This window comes from Dyadobacter sp. LHD-138, assembly GCF_030929615.1.
GTDB lineage: Bacteria > Bacteroidota > Bacteroidia > Cytophagales > Spirosomataceae > Dyadobacter.
This window is the reverse complement of sequence record NZ_JAVFVU010000005.1, coordinates 271,423-293,752: the sequence shown is the minus strand read 5'-3', so window position 1 is coordinate 293,752 and position 22,330 is coordinate 271,423. Positions and strand designations below refer to the sequence as shown.

24 protein-coding genes are annotated in these 22,330 nt (G+C 43.2%); 16 read left to right on the top strand and 8 right to left on the bottom strand.

Annotated elements, in window-relative coordinates:
- Positions 1–177 precede the first annotated feature (177 nt).
- Positions 178–945: a metallophosphoesterase gene (locus RB622_RS05450; RefSeq protein WP_308045517.1), complete on the bottom strand. Its 768-nt coding sequence runs from the start codon at positions 943–945 to the stop codon at positions 178–180.
- 187 nt (positions 946–1,132) lie between these two features.
- On the opposite strand from RB622_RS05450, the gene RB622_RS05445 reads away from it, so the two are divergent.
- From RB622_RS05445 to RB622_RS05410, 8 genes are all read left to right on the top strand, one after another.
- On the top strand, positions 1,133–3,109 hold the full coding sequence (locus RB622_RS05445) for an alginate lyase family protein (RefSeq protein ID WP_308045516.1): 1,977 nt from the start codon (positions 1,133–1,135) through the stop codon (positions 3,107–3,109).
- Positions 3,075–4,301 carry a glycosyltransferase family 4 protein gene (locus RB622_RS05440; RefSeq protein WP_308045515.1) on the top strand — a complete coding sequence of 409 codons (1,227 nt, stop codon included), beginning with the start codon at positions 3,075–3,077 and terminating at the stop codon, positions 4,299–4,301. The genes RB622_RS05445 and RB622_RS05440 overlap by 35 nt, the downstream gene beginning before the upstream one ends.
- Before the next feature lie 46 nt (positions 4,302–4,347).
- Positions 4,348–4,800 carry a methylglyoxal synthase gene (locus RB622_RS05435; RefSeq protein ID WP_308045514.1) on the top strand — a complete coding sequence of 151 codons (453 nt, stop codon included), beginning with the start codon at positions 4,348–4,350 and terminating at the stop codon, positions 4,798–4,800.
- 47 nt (positions 4,801–4,847) lie between these two features.
- Positions 4,848–5,471: a thioredoxin family protein gene (locus tag RB622_RS05430; RefSeq protein WP_308045513.1), complete on the top strand. Its 624-nt coding sequence runs from the start codon at positions 4,848–4,850 to the stop codon at positions 5,469–5,471.
- A gap of 90 nt (positions 5,472–5,561) precedes the next feature.
- Positions 5,562–7,073 carry a 4Fe-4S binding protein gene (locus RB622_RS05425; RefSeq protein WP_308045512.1) on the top strand — a complete coding sequence of 504 codons (1,512 nt, stop codon included), beginning with the start codon at positions 5,562–5,564 and terminating at the stop codon, positions 7,071–7,073.
- Between the two features lie 18 nt (positions 7,074–7,091).
- Complete coding sequence (locus RB622_RS05420) at positions 7,092–7,613, top strand: NADH-quinone oxidoreductase subunit J (RefSeq protein WP_308045511.1); 522 nt, start codon at positions 7,092–7,094, stop codon at positions 7,611–7,613.
- Positions 7,610–7,921 (top strand): NADH-quinone oxidoreductase subunit NuoK, encoded by a 312-nt coding sequence (nuoK, locus tag RB622_RS05415; RefSeq protein ID WP_308045510.1) that lies wholly within the window; start codon positions 7,610–7,612, stop codon positions 7,919–7,921. The genes RB622_RS05420 and nuoK overlap by 4 nt, the downstream gene beginning before the upstream one ends.
- A gap of 42 nt (positions 7,922–7,963) precedes the next feature.
- Positions 7,964–8,410, top strand: coding sequence for a DMT family transporter (locus RB622_RS05410; protein ID WP_308045509.1), 447 nt, complete (start codon positions 7,964–7,966; stop codon positions 8,408–8,410).
- Here the strand turns inward: RB622_RS05410 and RB622_RS05405 are convergent.
- Positions 8,407–8,928, bottom strand: coding sequence for a DUF6265 family protein (locus RB622_RS05405; RefSeq protein ID WP_308045508.1), 522 nt, complete (start codon positions 8,926–8,928; stop codon positions 8,407–8,409). The genes RB622_RS05410 and RB622_RS05405 overlap by 4 nt on opposite strands.
- A 126-nt stretch (positions 8,929–9,054) precedes the next feature.
- Positions 9,055–10,947 (bottom strand): amidophosphoribosyltransferase, encoded by a 1,893-nt coding sequence (locus RB622_RS05400; protein ID WP_308045507.1) that lies wholly within the window; start codon positions 10,945–10,947, stop codon positions 9,055–9,057.
- A 449-nt stretch (positions 10,948–11,396) separates the two neighbouring features.
- Here RB622_RS05400 and recO point away from each other — a divergent pair, with 449 nt between their 5' ends.
- Positions 11,397–12,092, top strand: coding sequence for a DNA repair protein RecO (gene recO, locus RB622_RS05395; protein WP_308045506.1), 696 nt, complete (start codon positions 11,397–11,399; stop codon positions 12,090–12,092).
- A gap of 87 nt (positions 12,093–12,179) precedes the next feature.
- The gene (locus tag RB622_RS05390; RefSeq protein WP_308045505.1) at positions 12,180–12,884 is read left to right on the top strand and encodes a hypothetical protein; all 705 of its coding nucleotides are present in this window, start codon (positions 12,180–12,182) and stop codon (positions 12,882–12,884) included.
- A gap of 70 nt (positions 12,885–12,954) precedes the next feature.
- On the opposite strand, the gene RB622_RS05385 is transcribed toward RB622_RS05390, so the two are convergent.
- Together RB622_RS05385 and RB622_RS05380 are read right to left on the bottom strand one after the other, a co-directional pair.
- On the bottom strand, positions 12,955–13,380 hold the full coding sequence (locus RB622_RS05385) for a DUF3299 domain-containing protein (RefSeq protein ID WP_308045504.1): 426 nt from the start codon (positions 13,378–13,380) through the stop codon (positions 12,955–12,957).
- Positions 13,381–13,402: 22 nt separating this feature from the next.
- Entirely contained in the window at positions 13,403–13,810 is a 408-nt protein-coding gene (locus RB622_RS05380; RefSeq protein WP_308045503.1) for a hypothetical protein, read from the bottom strand.
- A gap of 82 nt (positions 13,811–13,892) precedes the next feature.
- Here RB622_RS05380 and RB622_RS05375 point away from each other — a divergent pair, with 82 nt between their 5' ends.
- Both RB622_RS05375 and RB622_RS05370 read left to right on the top strand, forming a co-directional pair.
- Complete coding sequence (locus tag RB622_RS05375; RefSeq protein ID WP_308045502.1) at positions 13,893–14,447, top strand: hypothetical protein; 555 nt, start codon at positions 13,893–13,895, stop codon at positions 14,445–14,447.
- Between the two features lie 19 nt (positions 14,448–14,466).
- On the top strand, positions 14,467–15,675 hold the full coding sequence (locus tag RB622_RS05370; RefSeq protein ID WP_308045501.1) for a GTP-binding protein: 1,209 nt from the start codon (positions 14,467–14,469) through the stop codon (positions 15,673–15,675).
- 347 nt (positions 15,676–16,022) lie between these two features.
- On the opposite strand, the gene lptB is transcribed toward RB622_RS05370, so the two are convergent.
- Positions 16,023–16,754, bottom strand: a complete 732-nt coding sequence (gene lptB / locus RB622_RS05365; RefSeq protein WP_254412968.1) for an LPS export ABC transporter ATP-binding protein — start codon at positions 16,752–16,754, stop codon at positions 16,023–16,025.
- Positions 16,755–16,790: 36 nt separating this feature from the next.
- Complete coding sequence (gene recJ, locus RB622_RS05360) at positions 16,791–18,503, bottom strand: single-stranded-DNA-specific exonuclease RecJ (RefSeq protein ID WP_308045500.1); 1,713 nt, start codon at positions 18,501–18,503, stop codon at positions 16,791–16,793.
- A 143-nt stretch (positions 18,504–18,646) separates the two neighbouring features.
- Between recJ and ruvX the strand changes: the two genes are divergently transcribed.
- From ruvX to RB622_RS05345, 3 genes are read left to right on the top strand one after another with little or no spacing between them, the layout of a single operon-like run.
- The gene (gene ruvX, locus RB622_RS05355; RefSeq protein ID WP_308045499.1) at positions 18,647–19,060 is read left to right on the top strand and encodes a Holliday junction resolvase RuvX; all 414 of its coding nucleotides are present in this window, start codon (positions 18,647–18,649) and stop codon (positions 19,058–19,060) included.
- Between the two features lie 55 nt (positions 19,061–19,115).
- Positions 19,116–19,706, top strand: coding sequence for a peptide deformylase (gene def / locus RB622_RS05350; RefSeq protein WP_308045498.1), 591 nt, complete (start codon positions 19,116–19,118; stop codon positions 19,704–19,706).
- A gap of 27 nt (positions 19,707–19,733) precedes the next feature.
- Positions 19,734–20,525 carry an amidohydrolase gene (locus RB622_RS05345; protein WP_308045497.1) on the top strand — a complete coding sequence of 264 codons (792 nt, stop codon included), beginning with the start codon at positions 19,734–19,736 and terminating at the stop codon, positions 20,523–20,525.
- 4 nt (positions 20,526–20,529) lie between these two features.
- Here the strand turns inward: RB622_RS05345 and gatC are convergent, their stop codons facing one another.
- Positions 20,530–20,817, bottom strand: a complete 288-nt coding sequence (gene gatC / locus RB622_RS05340) for an Asp-tRNA(Asn)/Glu-tRNA(Gln) amidotransferase subunit GatC (protein ID WP_308045496.1) — start codon at positions 20,815–20,817, stop codon at positions 20,530–20,532.
- A gap of 610 nt (positions 20,818–21,427) precedes the next feature.
- On the opposite strand from gatC, the gene RB622_RS05335 reads away from it, so the two are divergent.
- Entirely contained in the window at positions 21,428–22,267 is an 840-nt protein-coding gene (locus RB622_RS05335; RefSeq protein WP_308045495.1) for a MotA/TolQ/ExbB proton channel family protein, read from the top strand.
- The last annotated feature ends 63 nt before the right edge of the window (positions 22,268–22,330 follow it).

Genomic DNA, 22,330 nt, shown 5'->3' with positions numbered 1-22,330 from the left:
TCTTCAAGGTAGATGTTCAAGCCAGGAATAGACTCCACAATTTTGGTAAGCTCGAAATATTCAAGGATGCCTTCTGGCAAAAGGATACGGACTAAGGCTTGATAAGATTCGTTCAACACGCAAACGGGATTGGTTCGGGCTACAAAGCAAATAATTTATTTCATTCCCCCCAACTTTTCAGCTTGATCCAAAAACACCTTCGAGAAATTCAATCATCGGTACGCTTGCACCATGGTTGATATCCGCTGAGTAAGGAGCGTGGTGCAGGGCAAGTATCAAAGCCTTTTCAGGGCGTTCTGAGGCCGCTGTTTTTAACTCTTCCTTAAACCAGTTTCTTTGGTTTGGTGTAATGACGCCGAACTTGGGAACATTGCTGTGTAACCCGATGATATTCGCCAGAGGTGCTTTGAGCGTCCAGTAAATATTGGGCTGGATCATACTGGTTCGCTCCGCTTCGCCGCCAAAACTGACCGCTCTGCGTTCGGTGTCGCAGAAAACCGCCTTGAAAGCATCAAGGCTTTTGTAAGGAATTGCATTTGGATTTACATCGCTGTCATGATTTCCGGCAATGGCGAATATCGGGCCGGGATATTTTTGATAAGGTTCAAAAAACTGCGTGTAATAACGATTGGCTTCACCAAAAGTATAAACTACATCGCCGAGGTGAAATAGGAACTGAGGCTGGTCTTTTTCTCCAACTTCATATTGTTTTGCCATTTCCCTGGCTACCAGATGCTGAAAAGCAGGATTTCCTATACTGCCGGTATCGCCCAGCATGTGGAAAACGGTCCTTTCTGTGCCGACTTCCGGGATGATTTTCTGTAATGCAAGATGATAAGGATATTCACCCGTTGGTGCGGGCAGCGGCTGGAATTTATAAGTATCGTCGGGCTGGTCTTTTTTTAAAACCGGTACTGTGTATTTTGATAAAGTCGTAGGAGTCATGTTTAAAAGTTAAAACCAAAGGTACTAATGGGATATTAAGGCATGATGAAGTGCAATGCTGCTAGCGCATCTATTTTTCAAAATGCCGAAATATGACCCAAAGATAACCTTTTGTAAAACTGTAAACGGTTTATAAACCAGGACTCCCTCAATTTCTTATCTTGCATGAACAATTACACACACTTTTATGAAGAAAATTATTAAAAATCATTGGACAGCGCTGTCCGATGCCGTTCAGTTTGCCTGGAACATGGGGCTGCGCTACACGAGCTTTCGTCTTTGGTATGCGTTTCAAAGAAGAACAGGGATCTTGAAGTATCGTTTTCCTGTTTCATCCGATCATGGCACGTTAATTACTTTGACAGACTGGCGAAATCTGCCTGTGCATTTTTTCTTCGGGGACGGGCCTGCAATTTCTTCTCAGCCTTTAAATCAATTGGATTACCGGTCGCTGGCGAAGCGTGTTAAGGCATTTCAAAATAATCAGATACTGTTTTTTTGCTCAATCTGGTACAAAGTAGATCGTTGGGTGACAAATCCGGAAACTGGTTTTCAGTACGACAAGTCAAAACACTGGACGGAGATTGCTGATTTTTCGGCTGAGGCTGGTGATATCAAATTTGTCTGGGAGAAATCCCGGTTTACATTTCTTTACGATCTGATCCGGTATGATTACCACTTTGGCAAAGACCAATCTGAGGCCGTTTTTGCGGCAATAAAAAGCTGGATTCAGGATAATCCTGTGAATTGCGGACCCAACTGGCGATGCAGCCAGGAAATTACGCTCCGGGTTTTGAACTGGACTTTCGCGTTACAGTATTACAAAAAATCACCTGCCTTAACGCAACCATTATTTGATCACATTACTGGTAGTATTTACGACCAGATGCGTCATGTTGCCGGTAATATTCATTTTTCCCGGATAGCCGTACGGAATAATCATGCTTTAACGGAAACGCTGGGCTTATACCTGGTAGGGTTGTTATATCCTTTTTTCGAAGAAAGTGCGGACTGGAAGCGAAGCGGGAAAAAATGGTTTGAAGAGGAAATTACCTATCAAGTTTATGAAGACGGCACGTTTTTACAGTTTTCGATGAATTATCACCGGGTTGTGATTCAGCTGCTGAGCTGGGCGATTCAGCTGGCGCATCTGAATAATGAATCCTGGGATGCGGTTGTCTATGACAAAGCCAAAAAATCATTGTGGTTTTTACATGCTTGTCAGGATCACAGATCCGGGAAGCTGCCAAATTATGGGAACAATGATGGCGCCTTATTTTTCCCGTTATCCGACTGCCATTTCAGAGATTACAGACCGCAGTTATCGGCCCTGGCCAATGTTTTGGGCGAAGCGCTCAATTATGGTGCGGGCCCATGGGAAGAAGAAAGCTGGTGGCTCGGGATACCAGGGCAAAAGGAAAGTAGGCAATTACGACATGGAAATGAGGTGAAAACCTATATTTTTCCTCATGGAGGTTATTATGTTTTACAGGACAAAAGCAGCAGGGCATTTCTTCGCTGCGGCAGTTACCAAAACCGTCCTTTTCAGTCTGATAACTTACACCTTGATATCTGGATAAATGGTGAAAACATTTTGAGGGATGCGGGATCTTTCAAATACAATACCGAAAAAAAATGGACAGATTATTTCTCAGGAACCGCCTCCCATAACACCATTATGCTTGACGGCTATGATCAAATGAGGAGAGGACTGTGGTTCATTTGGCATGACTGGATCACAAAAAGCTATGGATATTGGAAAACAGGCGATGATAAATCGGTTTTCGAAGGCTGGTTTGAAGGATTCAAACAACTTGGTGGAAATATTATTCATCGGCGCCGGGTGACGAAAACAGAGAACGTGTTTCACTGGATTATTGAAGACTGGATTGAAAACGCCCCCGCCAATATTGCAATGCAACAGCTCTGGCACCCGACAGGGAATTTTTTTGAAAAATTCTATATCAGGGCTTTTCTGAAATCAGGCAAAGAGATTCCATCGGTCAAAACGGAGGGTTGGTATGCGCCTTCTTATGGTTGTAAAAAACAGACGCATCGTATCGTTTTTAGTACAGGCGAAAGATACATCAGGACTGAAATCGGTTTTGAACCTCAAAGAAAAATGAAGGATGCGCATATTGTTGATACATCAGTTTTTTCTTGAAGATGGCGAAGGTGGTGGCACCCGCTGGAATGAAATGAGCCGGATCTGGTCGGAAAGCGGGCATGAGATTACGGTTATTGCCGGCATGCGACATTACATGGGAAACAGATCTCCGGATTATGAGGATAAGTTCTTTCACAGGTACACAAACCGGGACCGGGTGAAAGTGATCCGTTGTTATGCCGGGAAACCAGGAAAAGGATTTTTTAGCCGTTTGTCTGGTTTTTTTGCCTTTACTTTTTCTGGTATCTGGGCGGGCATTTTTTATGCAAAGGACGAGTATGACATCATGATCGTGACCTCGCCGCCCTTATTCGTAGGATTCATCGCTGTTTTCCTGAACTGGTGGAAGGGGATTTCTTTTTTGTTTGAGATCCGCGACTTATGGCCGGAATCTGCCATGGATATGGGTGTGCTGAAAAACAAATTGCTGATCCGTTTTGCTTTTTGGCTGGAATCCCTGGTTTATCGCAGAGCGAAGGCAATTGTAGTTTTGACACCGGCATTTCGTGAAATTTTAATAGCTAAGAAGAATATCCCGGCTGATAAGATCATTTTAATTCCAAATGCCGCAGATTTTGCCCTTTCCGATAAGCTGCTTGGCGAATTTGATCCCGTCATTTTCAGGAAAGCTAAAAAATTGGAGGGCAGGGTCGTAATCACTTATGCAGGTGCCCATGGTGTGGCAAATCATCTGGCTCAGGTTTTGGAAGCTGCGGAATTGTTGCGCGATACCCATGTGCTTTTCCTGCTTATTGGCGATGGAGAACAGAAGGAATGTTTGATAGCTCAAACTGCAAACCGAAAAATTGAAAATGTACATTTTATAGACGCATTGCCCAAAAAGGAAGTCTTGAAATATATAATCGCGTCCGATATGGGCGCTTCCGTTTTGAAGAAAACAGATGTCTTCAAGACCATTTATTCAAATAAAACCTTCGATTACTTTTCCTGTAAAAAGCCTGTTTTGATGGTGATTGACGGGGTTTCCAGGCAGCTTGTAGAAGAGGCTGCTGCCGGTATTTTTGTGGAACCGGAGGATCCGGTTGATTTTGCGGAAAAGATCAGGGTTTATTTAAAAAATCCTGAGTTGGTGAAAGCGCAGGGAGAGAATGGTTATCGTTTTGCCAAAAAACATTTTGACAGGCAGGTACTGGCAAAAGAGTATTTGAATTATATTGAGCATCTTTGAACCGCATTGGTTTTGGACTGATGTTTGCTCTCAAGTCCGGATTGTAATGACAAATTTTAGAAAAATCGCTGCCCGCAAACGTATCGCCATGGTGGCACACGACAACCGTAAAACGGAATTGATGGACTGGGCGCGTGCCAATCGTGCGCAATTGGCAAAAAATGAACTATATGGCACGGGCACAACGGGGAGGTTACTGGAAGAATTATTGGAGCAGCCTGTGATCCGTCTTTTGAGCGGCCCGCTGGGTGGTGACCAGCAGGTAGGATCCATGATTGCCGAGGAAAAGATTGATTTGCTGATTTTCTTCTGGGATCCGATGTCGGCGCAGCCGCATGATCCGGATGTAAAAGCCTTGCTGCGTTTATGCGTGGTGTGGAATATACCCGTGGCATCAAACCGCGCTACTGCCGATTATTTATTCACCTCCCCGTTGATGAATGAAGATTATATAGCAGAACAAATCGATTATAGTAAATATTTGAACCGGATTGTCTGAACTGAAATGATCATGTACGGGTTTTTTCTTTGTACCAATGTATTTTCATGAAGAACGTAGCGGATTTATTTCAGAATGGGACGGAGCGGAATATTTATTCTTATCCCGATTATATGTTATTGATGGAATTGGTTGTCATGGAACAAAGGACAACCGGCCCAAAACAGTCAGAAGAGCTCAATGACTATACAAAGCTGAACCTGCACCGGATGCAGCGGCTTAACAAGACGACGGTTTTGAGCGAAAGTTTGAAAATGACAGTGAAGCAGATTCAAATACCGCAGACCTGGTATGTACTTACGGAAGCCTGGTGTGGCGATGCCGCACAATGTATTCCCGTACTGGCAGCAGTGGCTAAATTAAATCCACTGATTAGCTTTCAATTATTGCTGCGGGACGAAAATCTGGATCTTATGGATCGGTATCTGACCAACGGAGGACGTTCTATCCCTAAACTTATTGCCGTGGATGAGGAGTTTGACGAGATTTTTACCTGGGGACCACGTCCGGAAGGTGCTCAGCATAAACTGGAAGAATATATAGCCAATCCGGAGAAAACCCCATTCAAAGCGTTTGCCGAAGACATTCAGCGTTGGTATACGGCGGATAAAACGCAGTCAATCCAGAAAGAATTATGGGTGTTATTGGAAGGTGTTTTTGTGGAAAAGTAAGTTTTTTCAGAGTTTACTCTATCTTTGCAATAGGCTTATTTTCGGAACGCTCCGGATTAGTTATGAATTGAAAATCGAGACCTGCTAACGTTGTCGACTTACTTTAAAAATATATCAGAGGGTATCAATACCACGTTGACGGGTATGAAGCTGACCTTGCGCCATTTATTTGATGCAAGAAAACGGCGTATGGCAACGGATATCCGAAAAGGTGATTTTTTTGATTTACAGAATGGTATTGTTACCATTCAATATCCTCAGGAAACCATTCCGATTCCGGATAATGGCCGCTATCGTTTGCATAACGAGATGGACGACTGCATTGTCTGTGATAAATGCGTAAAAGTTTGTCCCGTTGATTGTATAGAAATTGAGCCCATCCGGGCGATTGAAGAGGTGGGCAGAGCATCGGACGGTTCGCCAATCCGCTTGTACGCCGCCAAATTTGATATTGACATGGCAAAGTGCTGCTATTGCGGCCTTTGTACCACCGTATGCCCGACAGAATGCCTCACAATGACGAAGACTTTCGATTACAGTGAGGTCGATATACGGGATATGGTTTATAATTTCGGAAATCTCACGGCGGAGGAGGCACAGGAAAAAAGAGATTTACTGGAACAATTCCAAAAAGAAAAAGAAGCCCTTAAGGCGGCGCAAAAACCGGCTGCTGCGCCTGAAGTGACGGCGAAAGCACCTGTGGCACGTCCGACTTTCAAGCCGACAATTAAACCGAAACAGGAAGCGGTTTCAGCGGAGGAAGAACCAACGGAAGTTGTCAAACCAAAACCGGTTTTTCAGCCTCGTAAACCGGCTCCGACTGAGGTCAAGTCTATTGCGGCTGATGAAGTGCCTGAGGAACCGGCAGAGAAAACGGTGGCTCCGCGTTTGCCTTTCAAACCTTCAATGAAACCAAAGGCAGTACCGCCAGAGGCAAAGGAAGGTAACGAAGTCCAGCCGGATGAAGTACCGAAAGCCAAGCCAGCGTTCCGTCCTACGATGAAACCGAAAGTTGAAGCGGCTCCTCAGAATGAAGATATTTCTGCAACTCCGGCAGAGCCCGTTGTTGCCAAACCTGCATTCCGCCCAACGATGAAGCCCAAAACCCCGGTCTCAGATACGCCGGAAACCTCGGTTGACAAAGTTGAAAATGAGGAAGTAAAGGCCAAACCCGTGTTTCGTCCCACGATGAAACCGAAAGTTGAAGCGGCTCCTCAGCGTGAAAATGCGTCTGAAATTCCGGCAGAGCCCGTTGTTGCCAAACCAGCATTCCGCCCAACGATGAAGCCTAAAACCCCGGTTTCAGATAGGCCTGAAGCCTCGGTTGACAAAGTTGAAAATGAGGAGGTAAAGGCAAAACCCGTGTTTCGTCCCACGATGAAACCGAAAGTTGAAGCGGCTCCTCAGAATGAAGATATTTCTGCAACTCCGGCAGAGCCCGTTGTTGCCAAACCTGCATTCCGCCCCACGATGAAGCCTAAAACTCCGGTTTCAGATACACCGGAAGCCTCGGTTGACAAAGTTGAAAATGAGGAGGTAAAAGCGAAACCAGCATTTCGTCCGACGATGAAACCAAAACCTAAGACACCCGATCAGGAATAAATAATTAGTAAGATCAATATGGAAATAGCTGCATTTTATGGTTTTTCAGGACTGGCGATTATTGCTGCGCTTTTTATACTGTTTTCCAGAAATCTTATTTACGCCGCATTTGCTTTATTCCTGGCATTTCTTGGCGTTGCAGCGTTGTATGTTTTAGCCGGAGCAGATTTTCTTGCTGTTACGCAGATTATGGTTTACGTTGGAGGGATCCTCGTGTTACTGATATTTGGTATCATGCTGACCCAAAAAGCAGATAAAGAAGCAATTTCTACAACGCCCAACCGTGTAGTCGTATCCATGGCCCGTCAGTTCTGGGGCTTTCTGATTGGTGCCAGTTTGTTTGGTTTTTTGTCTTATGTGATCGTCACTTCAAATTTCAAGATGACGGGCGAAAGCAATGTTTCTCGCTCGACGCTTAAAACAATCGGCGTTGAATTGATGACCAGCCATCTTTTACCTTTTGAAATTGCCGCTATACTTTTACTGGTTGCGTTAGTTGGAGCCGCCTATCTTGCCTTAAACCGAAATCCTGCCTCATGACAACCATTCCGGTAGAACATTATTTAATTGTTGCGGCGGCTTTGTTCTGCATAGGGCTAGCCATTGCCATTACGAAAAAACACCTGATTGGTATTTTACTTGGGATTGAGCTGATGCTGAATGCCGTTAATATTAACCTGGTTGCTTTTAGCCGTCATGATCCGGAACGGATAGGAGGGCAGCTTTTTGCACTTTTTGTTATTGTGGTGGCCGCTGCGGAAGTGACTGTTGCGCTGGCTATTATTCTCAGAGTTTACGGACATTTCCGTACTGTGGATCCTGATAAAGTGAATGAATTGAAAAAATAATCCGACTGCGAATCTGATTCAAAATCTACTATTTCTAACAATATGAATTGGTTATTCCTGCTCCTGGCTTTTATGATCGGGATGGCTAATACGATCCAGTCGGGTGTAAACGCACAGCTTCGTGTTGCGCTGGGAAATCCACTTATGGCGGCGATCACCTCGTTCAGCTTTGGACTTATGGTATTGTTGATTGCTTTCCCGTTTTTTAACCAGAATCCGTTGCCCTCGCTTGAAACTTTCCGTGAAGTGAGTTTGTGGAAATATGCGGGAGGATTTTTAGGTGCTTTTTACGTGGTCACGGTAATTTTTATTGTGAGGGACATCGGACCGGCCAACTTGATTTGTTTGGTTATAGCCGGACAAATGTTAGCCGCAATGGTCATAGACCACTACGGCTTTCAGGGTTTTGCAGTACATCCGATCAGTTTTCCCAGGATATGCGGCGCATTGCTGTTGATCGCAGGTGTTTACCTGATCCTTAAAAATTAAGGAATACGGTTGAAAACGAATAAGTCGATGAATTCCCACTTATTGTTTTCCATTTTTCCTCTTCTGATCACGAGCTGATTCTGGCTACGTCTTTCATAAATAATACGTACCGAAACATCATCTTTTTCGAATAAAGCTTCGTTTTTCTTAGCCTCAATAAAATTGTAAGTGTCAGACACATCCTTCTCTTCAAGCGAAATCATACCCGGCTTGAAATGTTTTACATGGGCAACAGGTCCTTTTTCGGTTTGTTCAAAAGCAAAAAGTTCATAAAGCGTTGCTTTGCCATCTTTAACCATACGGATAAATCCAACAATATTGTCGCCTTCGGGGGCAGTCCATGAAGCTTCAATGGTTCCTCCGTTATAATTACCTTTCCAGCGTCCGTCCAGGAAATTTATATCTTTCAGACTTCCTTTTGATGTGGTTTGCGCATGTGCGGAAGCGCCCAGGATAGCAGAAAGCAATAATACGAAGGAGAGGATTTTACCAAAATTGAATTTGTGAGATGAGATCATATGGATTTAGATTTTTAATAAAATGCCAAATTAGAGGTTATTTTTAATTTTATCGCAATTTCGAATTACATAAAAAAACAGCCGTCCGAAAAACAGACGACTGTAAGATATATAAGAAAGTCTTTATTAATAAGCTCTTTCCAGCTTGCCTTCATGCGAATTGGCAAAGGCTTTGTTCACTACTTTATTTCCGCCCGGAGTTGGATAATTTCCTGTAAAGTACCAGTCTCCGATATGGTTTGGACAAGCTTTGTGAAGATTGTCAACGGTTTGGAAAATCACGGAAAGCTCAGCATTCAAATCCTTGGGACGGATAATTTCAGCGACTGCATTTGAAATTTCTTCGTCTGTAAAAGGATCATAAAGGGCTTTCACATAATTGGTATGGAAGGAATTTTTTGTCGCGATGGATGCCACAGCCTGTGTGTAGACGTCCTCACGTAAATAATCCATGCCTCTGTCTTCAAGCAACTTCAACACAGCCCTGAAAGCCACGAAATCCTTCATTTTAGACATGTCGATACCATAACAGTCCGGGAAGCGGATCTGCGGTGCCGACGATACAACCACGATTTTCTTCGGATTTAGTCTGTCAAGCATGGTCAGAATGCTCTTTTCCAGGGTCGTGCCGCGTACGATCGAATCATCAATAATGACGACAGTATCCACATTTTTACGAACAACTTCAAAGGTGGTATCGTACACACTCGACACCATGTCGTCGCGCAATTCATCGGCTGTAATAAAGGTTCTTGATTTAACATCCTTTGTTACGAGCTTCTCGATACGGGGACGGAAAGAAAGGACTTTTTCAAGATCGGCCTCAAAAAGGATTCCATCCATAATGGCCTGCTTTCTTTTCTTCGCCAGATATTCTTCCAGACCCTCGATCATTCCGAGGAAGGATGTTTCAGCCGTATTTGGAATATAAGAGAAGATCGTATTTTCAAGATCGTAATTGATCTCTTTAAGTATCTGCGGGATCAATAATTTACCAAGTTGCTTGCGCTCGTAGTAAATATCCGGATCGGTACCTCTTGAGAAATAAATACGCTCAAAGCTGCACGAACGTTTTTCAAGACGTGGAAGAATAGGAAACTCGTTATACTCTCCGTTTTTATCAACAATAAGCGCCGAACCAGGCGTGATTTCCTGAATCTGAGAATATTCGACATTAAATGCAGCCTTGATCGCCTGTTTTTCAGAGGCAACAACGACTACTTCGTCATCAGCATAATAAAAAGCAGGTCGAATTCCAGCCGGATCACGAATGACAAAAGAAGCTCCGTAACCAGTCAGACCGCACATCGCATATCCGCCATCAAAATCGCGGCATGATCGGTACAGAAGACGCTGTAAGTCAATATTTTCTTCAATAACATCCGATAAAGTCGGATTTTCATATATTCCTTTGAAACGATCGAAGACACGCTGGTTTTCTTCATCAAGAAAATGTCCAATTTTCTCCATAACCGTAACGGTGTCTACTTTCTCTTTTGGGTGCTGACCAAGAGAGACCAGTTTCCCAAAAAGCTCGTCAACATTGGTCATGTTAAAGTTTCCCGCCATGACCAGATTCCGGCTTCTCCAGTTGCTCTGGCGTAACATCGGGTGACAGTTTTCGACCTCATTGGTACCATGTGTTCCGTAGCGCAAATGTCCCAACCAGACTTCACCCGTGAATGCAAGATTTTCCTGTAACCATTTTGCATCCGAGATTCGCTCCTTATTATTCTTAAGCCCTTTGCGGAATTTCTTATGAATTTTGGAAAAAATGTCGGTAAGTGGCTGTGGTTCTACGGATCTGTAACGGCTGATATAACGTTTTCCAGGCGGAACATCAATTTTGATGTTGGCAACTCCGGCTCCATCTTGCCCTCTGTTGACCTGTTTTTCCATCATTACAGAAAGCTTGTGCACGGCATATAGCGGCGTGTCGTATTTGTCAATGTAGTATTGAAATGGCTTTCGAAGACGGATGAGTGCAATCCCGCACTCATGCTTTATGGCGTCGCTCATGAGAAGAATAATGAGTTAGAAATATGTTCGTTTGCTGGCTGCAAATCTTATTCCTTTTTTAATGATTTGTTAACGAACGAAAAACGTTCTTAGTTCGTAAACACGGAATAAAGGTACAAATCCTTTCTCTTAAAAAACTTCAAATCTCACTGTTTTTTTGCAGTCGTGTTTTTATAAACAGTAAGAAGTAAACTTCTTTCAGGTAGGCAGATACATTTAACTTGGTTTATGAAAATATTAACTACTTTTTTTTATATTAATTTACGAAAAAAGAACGGGAGAAAGTCGAAAATGTTTTTAATTTTTTTTAATTATTTTCTGGATGAAACGCCGAATTTTTATTCATGAAAAAGTAAACTGTTTTTTTTAGGCATCTGTTTGAACAAATTAAAACTGGAATCGAAGTATAGCGCCTTTAATCCTTATTTTTGCGAAATAGCTCTTTTTCTATGCTGCACAAAACCAGGGGAATCGCATTCAATTATATCCGGTATCGTGAATCCTCGATCATCGCGAAGGTATATACCGAATCCTTTGGGATACAGAGTTATATCGTAAATGGAGTTCGGAGCAGTAAATCGAAAACGAATAAGATCGCTCTTTTTCAGCCGCTTACGTTGCTGGATATGGTGGTTTATCATAAGCGCAAGGAGGATACGATCCACCGGATCTCGGAAATGAAATGTTATGCGCCGTTCCGGAGTTTGCCTTATGATATGTACAAGTCGAGCCTGGCGATGTTTATTACGGAGATTTTGGGAAAAACTTTAAAGGAAGAAGAGACGAACGAGCCGCTTTTTCAATTTATCGAAAATTCCGTTTTGTATCTGGACGAAGCAGATGGTGGTTTTGAAAATTTTCATATCCAGTTTTTGTTACAGCTGGCTTCTTATCTCGGTTTTGGTATCGAGACGATCGATGATCTGGAAGGGGAATTGCGGGAAAACCATTATCCCCACATGGCCGATACCCGGGAATTGCATGTTACGCACCAGCTGTTAATGGAGCCTTACGGCACAGTCGTGGCACTGGACCGGTCGCGGCGGGTTGATATTTTGGAAAAGCTTCTTTTCTTTTACAAAATACACATGGACACGCTGGGAGAAATCCGGTCCCTGGATGTATTGAAAGAAGTGCTCCGATAGCGGGCTTTTGAACAGAGTAATCTAAAAATCACGCCTGGCTGGCATAATTTTGATAAGGTAATCACACAAACGTAAACTATACAGCGCATGAAACAACTTGTTTTGATAGCACTATTTTTCTGCGGTTCTCTGGCGATGGCCCAGGTGCCTAAAGGGGCTTGGAAGTCGCAGGAGCCAACAGGCAGCACTTCCACGTTAATTGTTGCGGATAATTATCTGACAATCGCTTCTTACAGTGTCCTGAATAAATATTATGAGCGGACTGAGGGCGGGCCATTCACCATGCAGGGTGATCAAATGACCTATACCCCCGAGTTTAATCCTTCGGATACGGCCAAAGTAGGCATCCCCATTGTATTTACCGTGAGCAAAAAAGATGGGGTTCTGACCTTGAAATACGAGGAATCGATGGTTTGGATGAAAATTGACGAAAGTGAAAACGCTCCATTGGCTGGCGCGTGGAGAATTACAGAACGAGCCAATGACGGACAAAGTGACCTGGTTAAGATTCACCAGCAGGGAACACGCAAAACATTGAAAATTTTATCAGGAACGCGTTTCCAGTGGATTGCTTTTGATACGGCTGAAAAGACATTTTACAATACAGGTGGCGGGACTTACACCCTTAAAAACGGTAAATACTCGGAAAGAATTGAGTTTTTTTCCAAGGATAATAACCGGGTGGGGAATACCGTGACATTCGATTATAAATTGGATAATGGTCGTTGGGACCATAAAGGGATGAGTACAGCAGGTAAACCGGTTCACGAAATCTGGGAGAAAATTAAGTAGATAGATTTTGTTCAACGGTAAATTATTTCGGGTTTGGTGCTGAGGTTATTGGTCAGCGCCAAACCCGATTTTATTCCACAACCTCAGCGTTTTTTAAAATGTAGTTGAGATGCTCGATATCCGTTGGATTCAGTTGTAAAACACCTTTTACGGTTCTGACCTCATCCGTTTTGAACCGCTGTTTTTTGTTCTTGAATTGCAGTTCCATGATGGATTCCGGTCCTGAACCTCCGCAGAAAAAACACATGGCCATCGGTTGCGCCGAAACAACATAGATGTTTTCAGTTTCGTCGACAGGAATAATGTATCCTTTGATCTGAATTTCTTTTCCCTGCAGCGCCTTCACCGTAGGCCCGAACGTTGGATATAAAAAGTACATATTCACTTCCTTACTAAGCTTTCTGGTAAACTCCACATCGGCCAGTTTCTTCCAGTTTATTATCAACGGTCTGGTTGCTGTGTAAGTCAGCATAAAAATCATCAGCAGTGTTTTCATCGGACAATCTTGTTATTGAGCGTTAAATATTTTTTAAATCCTTTTGTAAAGCTTCAATGGCCGCTTTGGCATTAAGCTGATATTCCAGCATCGACGCATCCGTCATTTGCGGAGTTGGCTTGTGTTCGTGATGTTCTCCTTTTTTATGATGGTGTTCGTGCTCAAAACCGGGAACTTCGATCATGCCTTCTTCCCACAATTCCATAAGATCCTGCAAGCTGTCCAGTTTTTGCAAACGGGCAGAATCCTGTTTGGTTTCTGCCCGTTTGCTCATGGCATGAAGCTCCCTTTCAACAGTTTCGAGTATAGCAACGGATTCAAGATGTACTTTATTGGCCTCAACCAGCACGTCAGATTTAGCCTTGTCTTTTGCACAGGCGGTTAAAACGAATATTAAAACCAGACCCGGAAGGAAATGTGTTTTTTTCATATCGAACTGAACTCTATTATTTGCAACTATGTTGCAAAAATGATTAAAAAGATTGAATCAAACAATCGGATCATTTAATAATATGCGTTTCAGATTAATTTTTACATTGCCGCTGACCATCCTGGCCACGTTTCTCCACCTGGGCTGCTGCCTGCTTCCGTTACTGTCAATCGCCGGGACGTCGCTTTCTCATTTTGATTTTTTTACGCGATACAAGGCAATGTTAATGGTATTTCAGCTCGGTGTAGCGGGTTATTTAGTCGGTAAAATTGTTCTTGATCAAGCCGGGGTAAAACCGTTTTGTGGTTTGAAAGAGCGGGTTATTCACTTTGTCAGTATGATCATTGCCATGGGCGGTTTGACAATCAGTTATTATGAGCCTTTCAAAAGTGAAAACCAGCAATTGGCTGAGCAACAGTTTCTGCTTTTTAAAACGCACAGACAGATGGATATTAATATTTCCGGCGATTACGACCGCGCAAGGCTGCTAAACGATCTGGTTGAGATAAAGGGCGTCAAGTCAAACCGGATTCAAATTGCGGATGGGATGGTGGCGCTCACTTTCCAAAGTAACAGGACATCCCGGGAGGAAATTCTCGAAAACCTGAGGTCGAAAGGATATACTGTGTCGGAGTAATAATATGAATGGTGAAAATATGACGGACAAAAAACTTCCGGTAACGGTATTAAGTGGTTTCCTGGGTGCAGGCAAGACAACCTTGCTGAATCATATCCTTCACAATAAAGAAGGGTTGAAAGTAGCGGTGATTGTCAATGACATGAGTGAGGTAAATATTGATGCACAGCTTGTCAGGAATGAGCATACATTAAGCCGGACAGAGGAAAGGCTCGTGGAAATGTCAAACGGTTGTATTTGCTGTACACTGCGTGAAGATTTGATGATAGAAGTTGAAAAACTGGCGAAAGAAAAGCATTTTGATTATCTGCTCATCGAAAGTACGGGAATTTCGGAACCCGTACCCATTGCGCAGACTTTCAGTTTTGTGGACGATGAAAACGGAATCGATCTCTCAAAATGGGCGATGATCGATTGCATGGTCACGGTGGTAGACGCTTTCAATTTTTCAAAAGATTTCGGTTCGTTGGATACCCTTGTCAGTCGTGCCCTGAACGATGATGCATCGGATACGAGGACAATTGTAAACTTATTAACAGACCAGATCGAATTTGCGGATGTCATTATCCTGAATAAAACGGATCTGGTTTTGCCCGGTCACCTGGCCGAATTGAAAGCAGTTTTAATGGCTTTGAATCCTACTGCCCGTGTTATTGAAAGCTCCTTTTCGAAAGTTGAGGCAAAACATATTCTAAACACCGGTTTGTTTGACTACGATCAGGCAACGCAATCTGCCGGCTGGATTCAGGAACTTAAAAAATTGGAAAATGGATCGCATACGCCTGAAACCGAAGCGTATGGAATTACCTCTTTTGTTTTTCGGGATAAACGGCCTTTCCATCCGGAGCGGTTTTGGAAATATCTTTCACAGCACTGGCCAGCCGGTATCATCCGGAGTAAGGGACTTTTCTGGATCGCTTCGCGGCCGGGTGATGCCCTGAACTGGAGCCAGGCTGGCGGGTCGCTGCGTGCAGAAGGCGCGGGTGTGTGGTGGGCAAGCATGCCGCTAAGTCAGCGGATCCGCTATCAGGCTTACATCGATAACCGGGAGTCTATCGAGTCGGGATGGGGGCGTTTTGGAGACCGGACTAATGAATTGGTACTGATCGGGCAGGATCTGGATCAGGAATTAATCGTTTCAGAATTGACGCAATGTTTATGCACCACAGCCGAAATTATTCAGATGGAGGGAAAAGGGAAATTCAAAGACCCGTTTCCGGTATTTTAAGCAGCTTTTTTTTGTAACCTATTTAGATTTATTCAAAATAATTTGTCAAAAATTTTGAATGATTCTAAATAGACCCTACATTTGTCTCACTTATAACGGAGAAGAAATGAACGGGATGATTTTTAGTGAACCAACAATACTTGATGAACCAAATAATTTTTGGTCAAAATCGCTGAACCAAAGTGATGCGTGCGTTTTTAAAGATTGTTGCAAGGCCTATAAAAAGAAAGGGAAGCGCTGCAAAAAGTGCCCTAAAAAATAAGTTTTAGTAAATACAGTTCATGGTGAATAATTGTAAGAGAGGGAGTGCCCAGAGCGTTCCCTTTTCTATGCTGAAGGCTTATTGATTAAACTTTGCGTTTCAGCTCAAAGTTTTGGCCCAGATATACCCTTCTCACCTGTTCGTCTTCGGCCAGTTCTTCGGCGCTGCCCTGTTTCAAAATTTTTCCTTCAAACAAAAGATAAGCACGGTCTGTGATCGAAAGTGTTTCGTTTACATTGTGGTCCGTGATCAGGATACCGATGTTTTTGGTTTTTAGCTTGGCCACAATGCTTTGAATATCTTCTACGGCAATGGGGTCAACACCTGCGAAAGGTTCATCCAGCAAAATAAATTTTGGATCAACGGCCAGGGAACGGGCAATTTCCGTACGGCGCCTTTCGCCTCCCGACAATACCATCCCCTTGCTTTTCCGAACGTGCTGCAGGTGAAATTCTTCAAGCAGCTCTTCCACTTTTTGTTTCTGTGCACTTTTGGGCATATCGGTCATTTCCAATACCGCTCTGATATTTTCTTCCACCGTCAATGTCCTGAAAACGGAAGCCTCCTGAGCCAGGTAACCAAGTCCAAGCCTTGCACGTTTGTACATGGGAAGGTCGGTGATATCCTTGTCGTCAAGATACACTTTCCCGCTGTTTGGTTTAACCAAACCCACAGCCATATAAAAGGATGTTGTTTTGCCTGCGCCATTCGGGCCCAGCAATCCAACAATTTCTCCTTGTTCAACCTGGTAACTTACGTTGTTGTTGACAAGCCGTGCACCGTATTTTTTAACCAGATTTTCGGTTCTTAATATCATTGTTCAATTAGGGTAATTCAATAACCGTCAACCGGTTTAGTGAAATTTTACATCTTTCAGAAATAACTGTAACGTTTTTTTATCCCGAAAGTTATTCTCTTCAAGATTATAGCAAATGGAAAACGGGCGCCCTTTGATAAGGTCCCCATAAAACTGGGACATGCCAAAACCGATGGCCGTAAAAATGGGGGATCCGTTTTGTTTCACGTCAAATTTAATATGCTTTTCTTTCAGGATTATCGGCTGACCTGCCAGGGACACCTGCTTGCTTTCAAAAACCGGCGTCATATTCCCAGGTCCGAATGGCCCCATTTGTTTCAACACATTATAAAATTTGGCCGTAACTGCACTCAGATCAAGGTCCAAATCAATATTGATCATAGGAATCAGCTGATCCGGCTGAATTCTGCTGCTGACGATCTGATCAAATTTAAGCCGGAATGCTTCAATGTTTTCCAGGGGTAAGGTCAGGCCCGCTGCAAACGTGTGCCCGCCAAACTGTTCCAGAAGCTCTGCACATTCCTCGATCGCTTCGTACACATCAAATCCTGGTACGGATCGGGCAGATCCTGCCGCCTTTCCGTGGGATTGTGTCAATATAATGGTAGGCCGGTGGTATTTTTCAATACAGCGGCTGGCCACAATCCCGATCACACCCTTATGCCAGTCTTCCTTATATAATACAGTACTCGTTGCATCGGTAAACCAGCTGTCGTTTTCGATCATCAGCAACGCTTCTTCGGTGATGCTGCTATCGAAAGTCCGGCGTTCGCTGTTGTGTTTGTTTATTTCAAAAGCAAAATCCGTCGCTTCCTGTTCTTCTTCCGAAAGAAGCAATCTTACAGCCTCTTTGGCATGTTTGATCCGACCTGCCGCATTGATCCTCGGCCCTAAACCGAATACAACGTTGGTAATGTCCAGGGCTCCGGTGATCCCGGCAATCTGGATCAGCGCTTTCATTCCGACACGGGGCGCCGCATTCAGTTGCTTAAGTCCGTAATACGAAAGAATCCGGTTTTCACCTGTAATGGGTACAATATCGGCGGCGATGCTGACCACAAGCAGATCAAGATATTCAAACAGAGAATCCTGCGGCATATCATGATGCAGACAGAAAGCCTGCAACAATTTAAACCCAACCCCACAGCCGGTCAGTTCTTTATAAGGGTAGGGGCAATCTTCTCTTTTCGGATCTAAAACGGCAACTGCAGGCGGAAGTTCATCACCAGGACGGTGGTGATCGCAGATCACAAAGTCAATGCCTCTTTTATTTGCCTCCGTAACTTTATCCACGGATTTGATACCGCAGTCCAGTGTTACAATTAAGGTAAAACCATTTTCCTGGGCGAAATCTATACTCTGCCAGGACACGCCGTAACCTTCATTGTAGCGGTCGGGAATATAGTAGTCGAGATTGTCGTAAATTTTTCTTAAAAAACCGTAAAACAGCGTAACGGATGTCGTTCCGTCCACATCATAATCTCCGTAAACCAGAATTTTTTCACCATTGGTAATCGCGCGGGATAAGCGTTCGACGGCCAGATCCATATCTTTCATCAGATAGGGATCATGTAAATGCGAAAGATCAGGACGGAAAAAATTGCGCGACTGCTCAAAATCGGTAATGCCACGCTGCACCAGAAGTGTAGCCAAAAATGGGTTCACATGTAACGCCTCAGCCAGTTCACGGGCAACTTCAAGTTGATCAGAGGGTAATTCGGGGTTTTGTATCCAGCGCTTTTCAATCATATTGACAAAGATAATGGGATTCTGTGATGCATGTATCAAAATCTATTATCGGGTATCGGAATCAGGGAAAGCTAAGTGAAAGGTCTTATCTTTGCAAGATAATTTTTAGTCGTTTATCGACTATTCACTTATTGACTGGAAAAATGCCTCGTCTATTGGCTATTGATTATGGTGCAAAACGCACCGGGATTGCTGTAACGGATCCTTTGCAGATTATCGCAACGGCTCTGGATACGGTGAGAACGCACGACTTGCTGGAATTTTTAAAAAAATATTCTGAAAGTGAGCCACTTGAAGCATTTATAATCGGTATGCCCCGTCGGCTCGACAATACGGAAAGTGACAATGCACCCCGGGTTCATGCGTTCATAAAATTGTTGAAAAAAAGTTTTCCTGACACCCCGGTCCATACCCATGATGAAAGATTTACTTCGTCGATGGCCTTGCAGTCGATGATTGCGGGAGGTTCAAAAAAAAGTGACCGGCGGGAAAAAGGAAATATTGACAAGATCAGTGCGACGATCATTTTACAGTCTTTCATGGAGAGCAGGCGATAAATGCCGGATGCTTTTTTAAATTTAATTATCCAGAAATCTCATATACTTAATTAAGATGATTTACCCAATCGTAGCCTTCGGCGACCCCATACTAAGAAAGGCAACCCGCTTTATAGAAAAAGATGAAATGGACCTGAAAAAGCTTTCGGCAGATATGTTCGAAACGATGTATTCTGCGAATGGTGTAGGCCTTGCAGCGCCGCAGGTTGGACTAAATATTCGCGTTTTTGTGGCTGATGGAACGCCTTTCAGTGAAAAAGACGAAGATGACGACGATGATGATGAAGTGGATTTGAGCCTGGTTGGTTTCAAAAAAACATTCATCAATCCTGAAATTCTGGAAGAAAGTGGCGAGGAATGGGCTTTTGAAGAAGGATGTCTGAGTATTCCGGGTATCCGCGGGGATGTGTACAGGCCGGAAAGGCTGGTAATCCGCTACCGTGATACCGACTGGAACGAGTTCACAGAAGAATATACAGGCATGGCCGCACGGATTATTCAGCATGAATATGACCATTTGCTGGGTAAATTGTTTGTGGATTATCTGCCGACGCTGAAAAAACAATTGATTAAAAAGAAACTGACCGATATTTCTAAAGGTAAAACTGACGCGGACTACCGGATGCGTTTTCCAGGACGCAGATAATAAGTTAAAGGCTTTTTTTGATTGATAATGATCCATCCGGTTGATAAACTCGCGGTTTGTTTGATACAAACCGAATTGTATTGGGAAGATGCTACTGCCAATCTTTCTTCACTGGAAGAAAAAATTGCAGGAATCGACCAGCCGGTTGATGTTGTTGTTTTACCTGAAATGTTCAATACAGGTTTTACAATGGACACCCGTTTGGCAGAACCGATGAACCTGACGACAACGAAGTGGATGAAGCATATTGCTTTGCAGACCAATGCGTTGATCATCGGAAGTTTTGCCGTGAAGGAAAACGGTCTTTTTTTTAACCGGCTTATGTGTGTGCAGCCGGATGGATCTTTCTTGTACAGCGACAAGCGGCATTTATTCAGAATGGGGGAGGAGCACCAGAATTATACCTCCGGGAATACCCGGTTGCTGGTGAAATGGAAAGGATGGAATATTTTTCCACTGGTGTGTTACGATCTGAGATTTCCGGTGTGGAGCAGAAATCTGGCATCTGATCCTTACGATCTGCTGATTTATGTTGCAAACTGGCCCGCCCGCCGTGCGCATGCCTGGCGAACGCTCCTGAAAGCCCGGGCAATCGAGAACCTGGCTTATGTGGTGGGCGTGAACAGGATAGGCGCGGATGCAAATGGCGTCGGCCATCAGGGCGACTCGGCCGCGCTGGACTTTTTAGGGGAACCTCTTTTTGATCTGGGGAATAAAGAGACGGAAAAGATCGTTTATCTCTCAAAGCCGGAACTTCAGAAATACCGGCAATCCTTTCCGGCCTATCTCGACGCTGACGAATTTAACCTTATACTATAGTAACCTATTCGATTACCTTGGGTACCTTTATATAGGTGCCATCCTGACTTGGCGCATTGGCCAGTGCTTCTTCCCTGGACAACATGTTGTTTCCCGAGTCTTCGCGCCAACTGTTGACTTCATCCATAATGTGTGTCAAAGGCTCCACACCTTCCGTATCGATTTCGTTTAACTGCTCCATCCATGTCAAAACACTATCCATGCTGGTGAGTAGAGCGGCTTCTTCTTCGGGTTTTACATGGAGTTTGGCCAGATGCGCTATTTTTTTCAGAGAGTCGTGGTCTATTTTCATTGTATTAAGAATTTGTTATGTTAGCATCCGGCTGTTAAATAGAATTCAAAATTACCACATTTTTGCGAACTCAAACAGATATTGGACTTTTGAAAAGAATATGGTGGTATGAATTCGGATTTTTGTAGTTGGAAATAATCCGAATTTGAAAGCGTGAGATTTTTCGGGCAGGAGAATCTTTAAATTATCCCAAAACAAATCAGTAGTTGGCGAATAAAATTTGCTTTTGAAGACAAATGATAAAATTTTTTCAAATGGAATAGCCCATTTGAAAAAATATGTTCTCAGGCTTTGTAGCGTATAGTGCAATTTTATATAACTCATTAAAATGCCTATATATCGTTCTTTATCAATGAAAAATAGATGAAAAGAACAAAACCCGATTGAGTAGGCATTCTTTAAAATGTACAATTGACAAATATTTCATGAATAAATGGAATAAAAAAACCCGACAAAAGCTTGCTTTTTTTTAAAAGGAAAACTCATACTTTTGTAGAATTCAAAATAGTAACACCACAATCAAAATTTTATTTTACGAAAACCTAGTTTAACCAAAACTTTTATTTAATTCACAACCAAAATCTCAATTTAACCTTTAAAAGTAAGTCTGATGGAAAAGAAAGCAACGACTCCGGCACCAGCACCAAAGCCTGCAATAGCAGCATCAAAAGGCTCAGGTGGTTTGAACCCGGCATTGGTGATCCCCCTACTATTCGTTATTGCCCTTTGTGTTTACATTTTTGTTTTAGGAGCTCCTGAGCACTTTATTGACGGAGATCATGAAAAAGGGCCAAAGCAAGGTGATTATTTTGGTATCGTCCATGAAGGAGGACCTATCGTACCTTTGTTAATGACTTGTTTTCTTATTGTACTTGTGTTTACAATCGAGCGTATCATTACAATTGGTAAAGCTAACGGTACTGGAAGCATCGATTCTTTCGTACGTAAAATCAAAGCGCTTCTTGACAAAAACCAAGTTGACGAAGCGATCAAAGAATGCGATAAGCAAAAAGGTTCAGTGGGTAATGTAATCAAAGCAGGTTTGGTGAAATACAAACAACTTGCTACGGATGGCGCACTTGACAAAGAACAAAAACTTGCAGCTTTGCAGAAAGAAGTTGATGAAGCAACTACTTTGGAATTGCCTATGCTACAAAAGAACCTTACGATCATTGCAACATTGGCTGGAGCATCTACACTTATCGCTCTTCTTGGAACGGTACTTGGTATGATCCGTGCGTTCGCGGCTCTTGGTGCATCAGGATCTTCTGATTCAGGCGCTCTTGCAGCGGGTATCTCTGAGGCCCTTATCAACACTGCGATTGGTATCGGTACTTCTGCGATTGCAACAATCTCATACGCATACCTTAACAGCCGTGTGGATGACCTGACTTACAGTATTGACGAAATTGGTTTGAGCCTTCAGCAGAATTTTGCTGCTCATTATTAATAGTTTAATACTATTGATATATAATTTTCGTTAATATCAAAAAAACTTATATATTTGTAAAGT

Bases quoted from the DNA above. Each gene is read 5' to 3' on its own strand.
- gatC (WP_308045496.1), bottom strand. From the start codon at position 20,817: ATGAAAATAGACCACGACTCTCTGAAAAAAATAGCGCATCTGGCCAAA.
- RB622_RS05385 (WP_308045504.1), bottom strand. From the start codon at position 13,380: ATGAAAACACTGCTGATGATTTTTATGCTGACTTACACAGCAACCAGA.
- def (WP_308045498.1), top strand. From the start codon at position 19,116: ATGATTTACCCAATCGTAGCCTTCGGCGACCCCATACTAAGAAAGGCA.
- RB622_RS05440 (WP_308045515.1), top strand. From the start codon at position 3,075: ATGCGCATATTGTTGATACATCAGTTTTTTCTTGAAGATGGCGAAGGT.
- RB622_RS05335 (WP_308045495.1), top strand. From the start codon at position 21,428: ATGGAAAAGAAAGCAACGACTCCGGCACCAGCACCAAAGCCTGCAATA.
- RB622_RS05435 (WP_308045514.1), top strand. From the start codon at position 4,348: ATGACAAATTTTAGAAAAATCGCTGCCCGCAAACGTATCGCCATGGTG.
- RB622_RS05370 (WP_308045501.1), top strand. From the start codon at position 14,467: ATGACGGACAAAAAACTTCCGGTAACGGTATTAAGTGGTTTCCTGGGT.
- RB622_RS05445 (WP_308045516.1), top strand. From the start codon at position 1,133: ATGAAGAAAATTATTAAAAATCATTGGACAGCGCTGTCCGATGCCGTT.
- RB622_RS05400 (WP_308045507.1), bottom strand. From the start codon at position 10,947: ATGAGCGACGCCATAAAGCATGAGTGCGGGATTGCACTCATCCGTCTT.
- RB622_RS05410 (WP_308045509.1), top strand. From the start codon at position 7,964: ATGAATTGGTTATTCCTGCTCCTGGCTTTTATGATCGGGATGGCTAAT.
- ruvX (WP_308045499.1), top strand. From the start codon at position 18,647: ATGCCTCGTCTATTGGCTATTGATTATGGTGCAAAACGCACCGGGATT.
- RB622_RS05380 (WP_308045503.1), bottom strand. From the start codon at position 13,810: ATGAAAAAAACACATTTCCTTCCGGGTCTGGTTTTAATATTCGTTTTA.
- RB622_RS05420 (WP_308045511.1), top strand. From the start codon at position 7,092: ATGGAAATAGCTGCATTTTATGGTTTTTCAGGACTGGCGATTATTGCT.
- RB622_RS05450 (WP_308045517.1), bottom strand. From the start codon at position 945: ATGACTCCTACGACTTTATCAAAATACACAGTACCGGTTTTAAAAAAA.
- RB622_RS05375 (WP_308045502.1), top strand. From the start codon at position 13,893: ATGCGTTTCAGATTAATTTTTACATTGCCGCTGACCATCCTGGCCACG.
- RB622_RS05405 (WP_308045508.1), bottom strand. From the start codon at position 8,928: ATGATCTCATCTCACAAATTCAATTTTGGTAAAATCCTCTCCTTCGTA.
- RB622_RS05430 (WP_308045513.1), top strand. From the start codon at position 4,848: ATGAAGAACGTAGCGGATTTATTTCAGAATGGGACGGAGCGGAATATT.
- RB622_RS05390 (WP_308045505.1), top strand. From the start codon at position 12,180: ATGAAACAACTTGTTTTGATAGCACTATTTTTCTGCGGTTCTCTGGCG.
- nuoK (WP_308045510.1), top strand. From the start codon at position 7,610: ATGACAACCATTCCGGTAGAACATTATTTAATTGTTGCGGCGGCTTTG.
- recO (WP_308045506.1), top strand. From the start codon at position 11,397: ATGCTGCACAAAACCAGGGGAATCGCATTCAATTATATCCGGTATCGT.
- recJ (WP_308045500.1), bottom strand. From the start codon at position 18,503: ATGATTGAAAAGCGCTGGATACAAAACCCCGAATTACCCTCTGATCAA.
- RB622_RS05345 (WP_308045497.1), top strand. From the start codon at position 19,734: ATGATCCATCCGGTTGATAAACTCGCGGTTTGTTTGATACAAACCGAA.
- lptB (WP_254412968.1), bottom strand. From the start codon at position 16,754: ATGATATTAAGAACCGAAAATCTGGTTAAAAAATACGGTGCACGGCTT.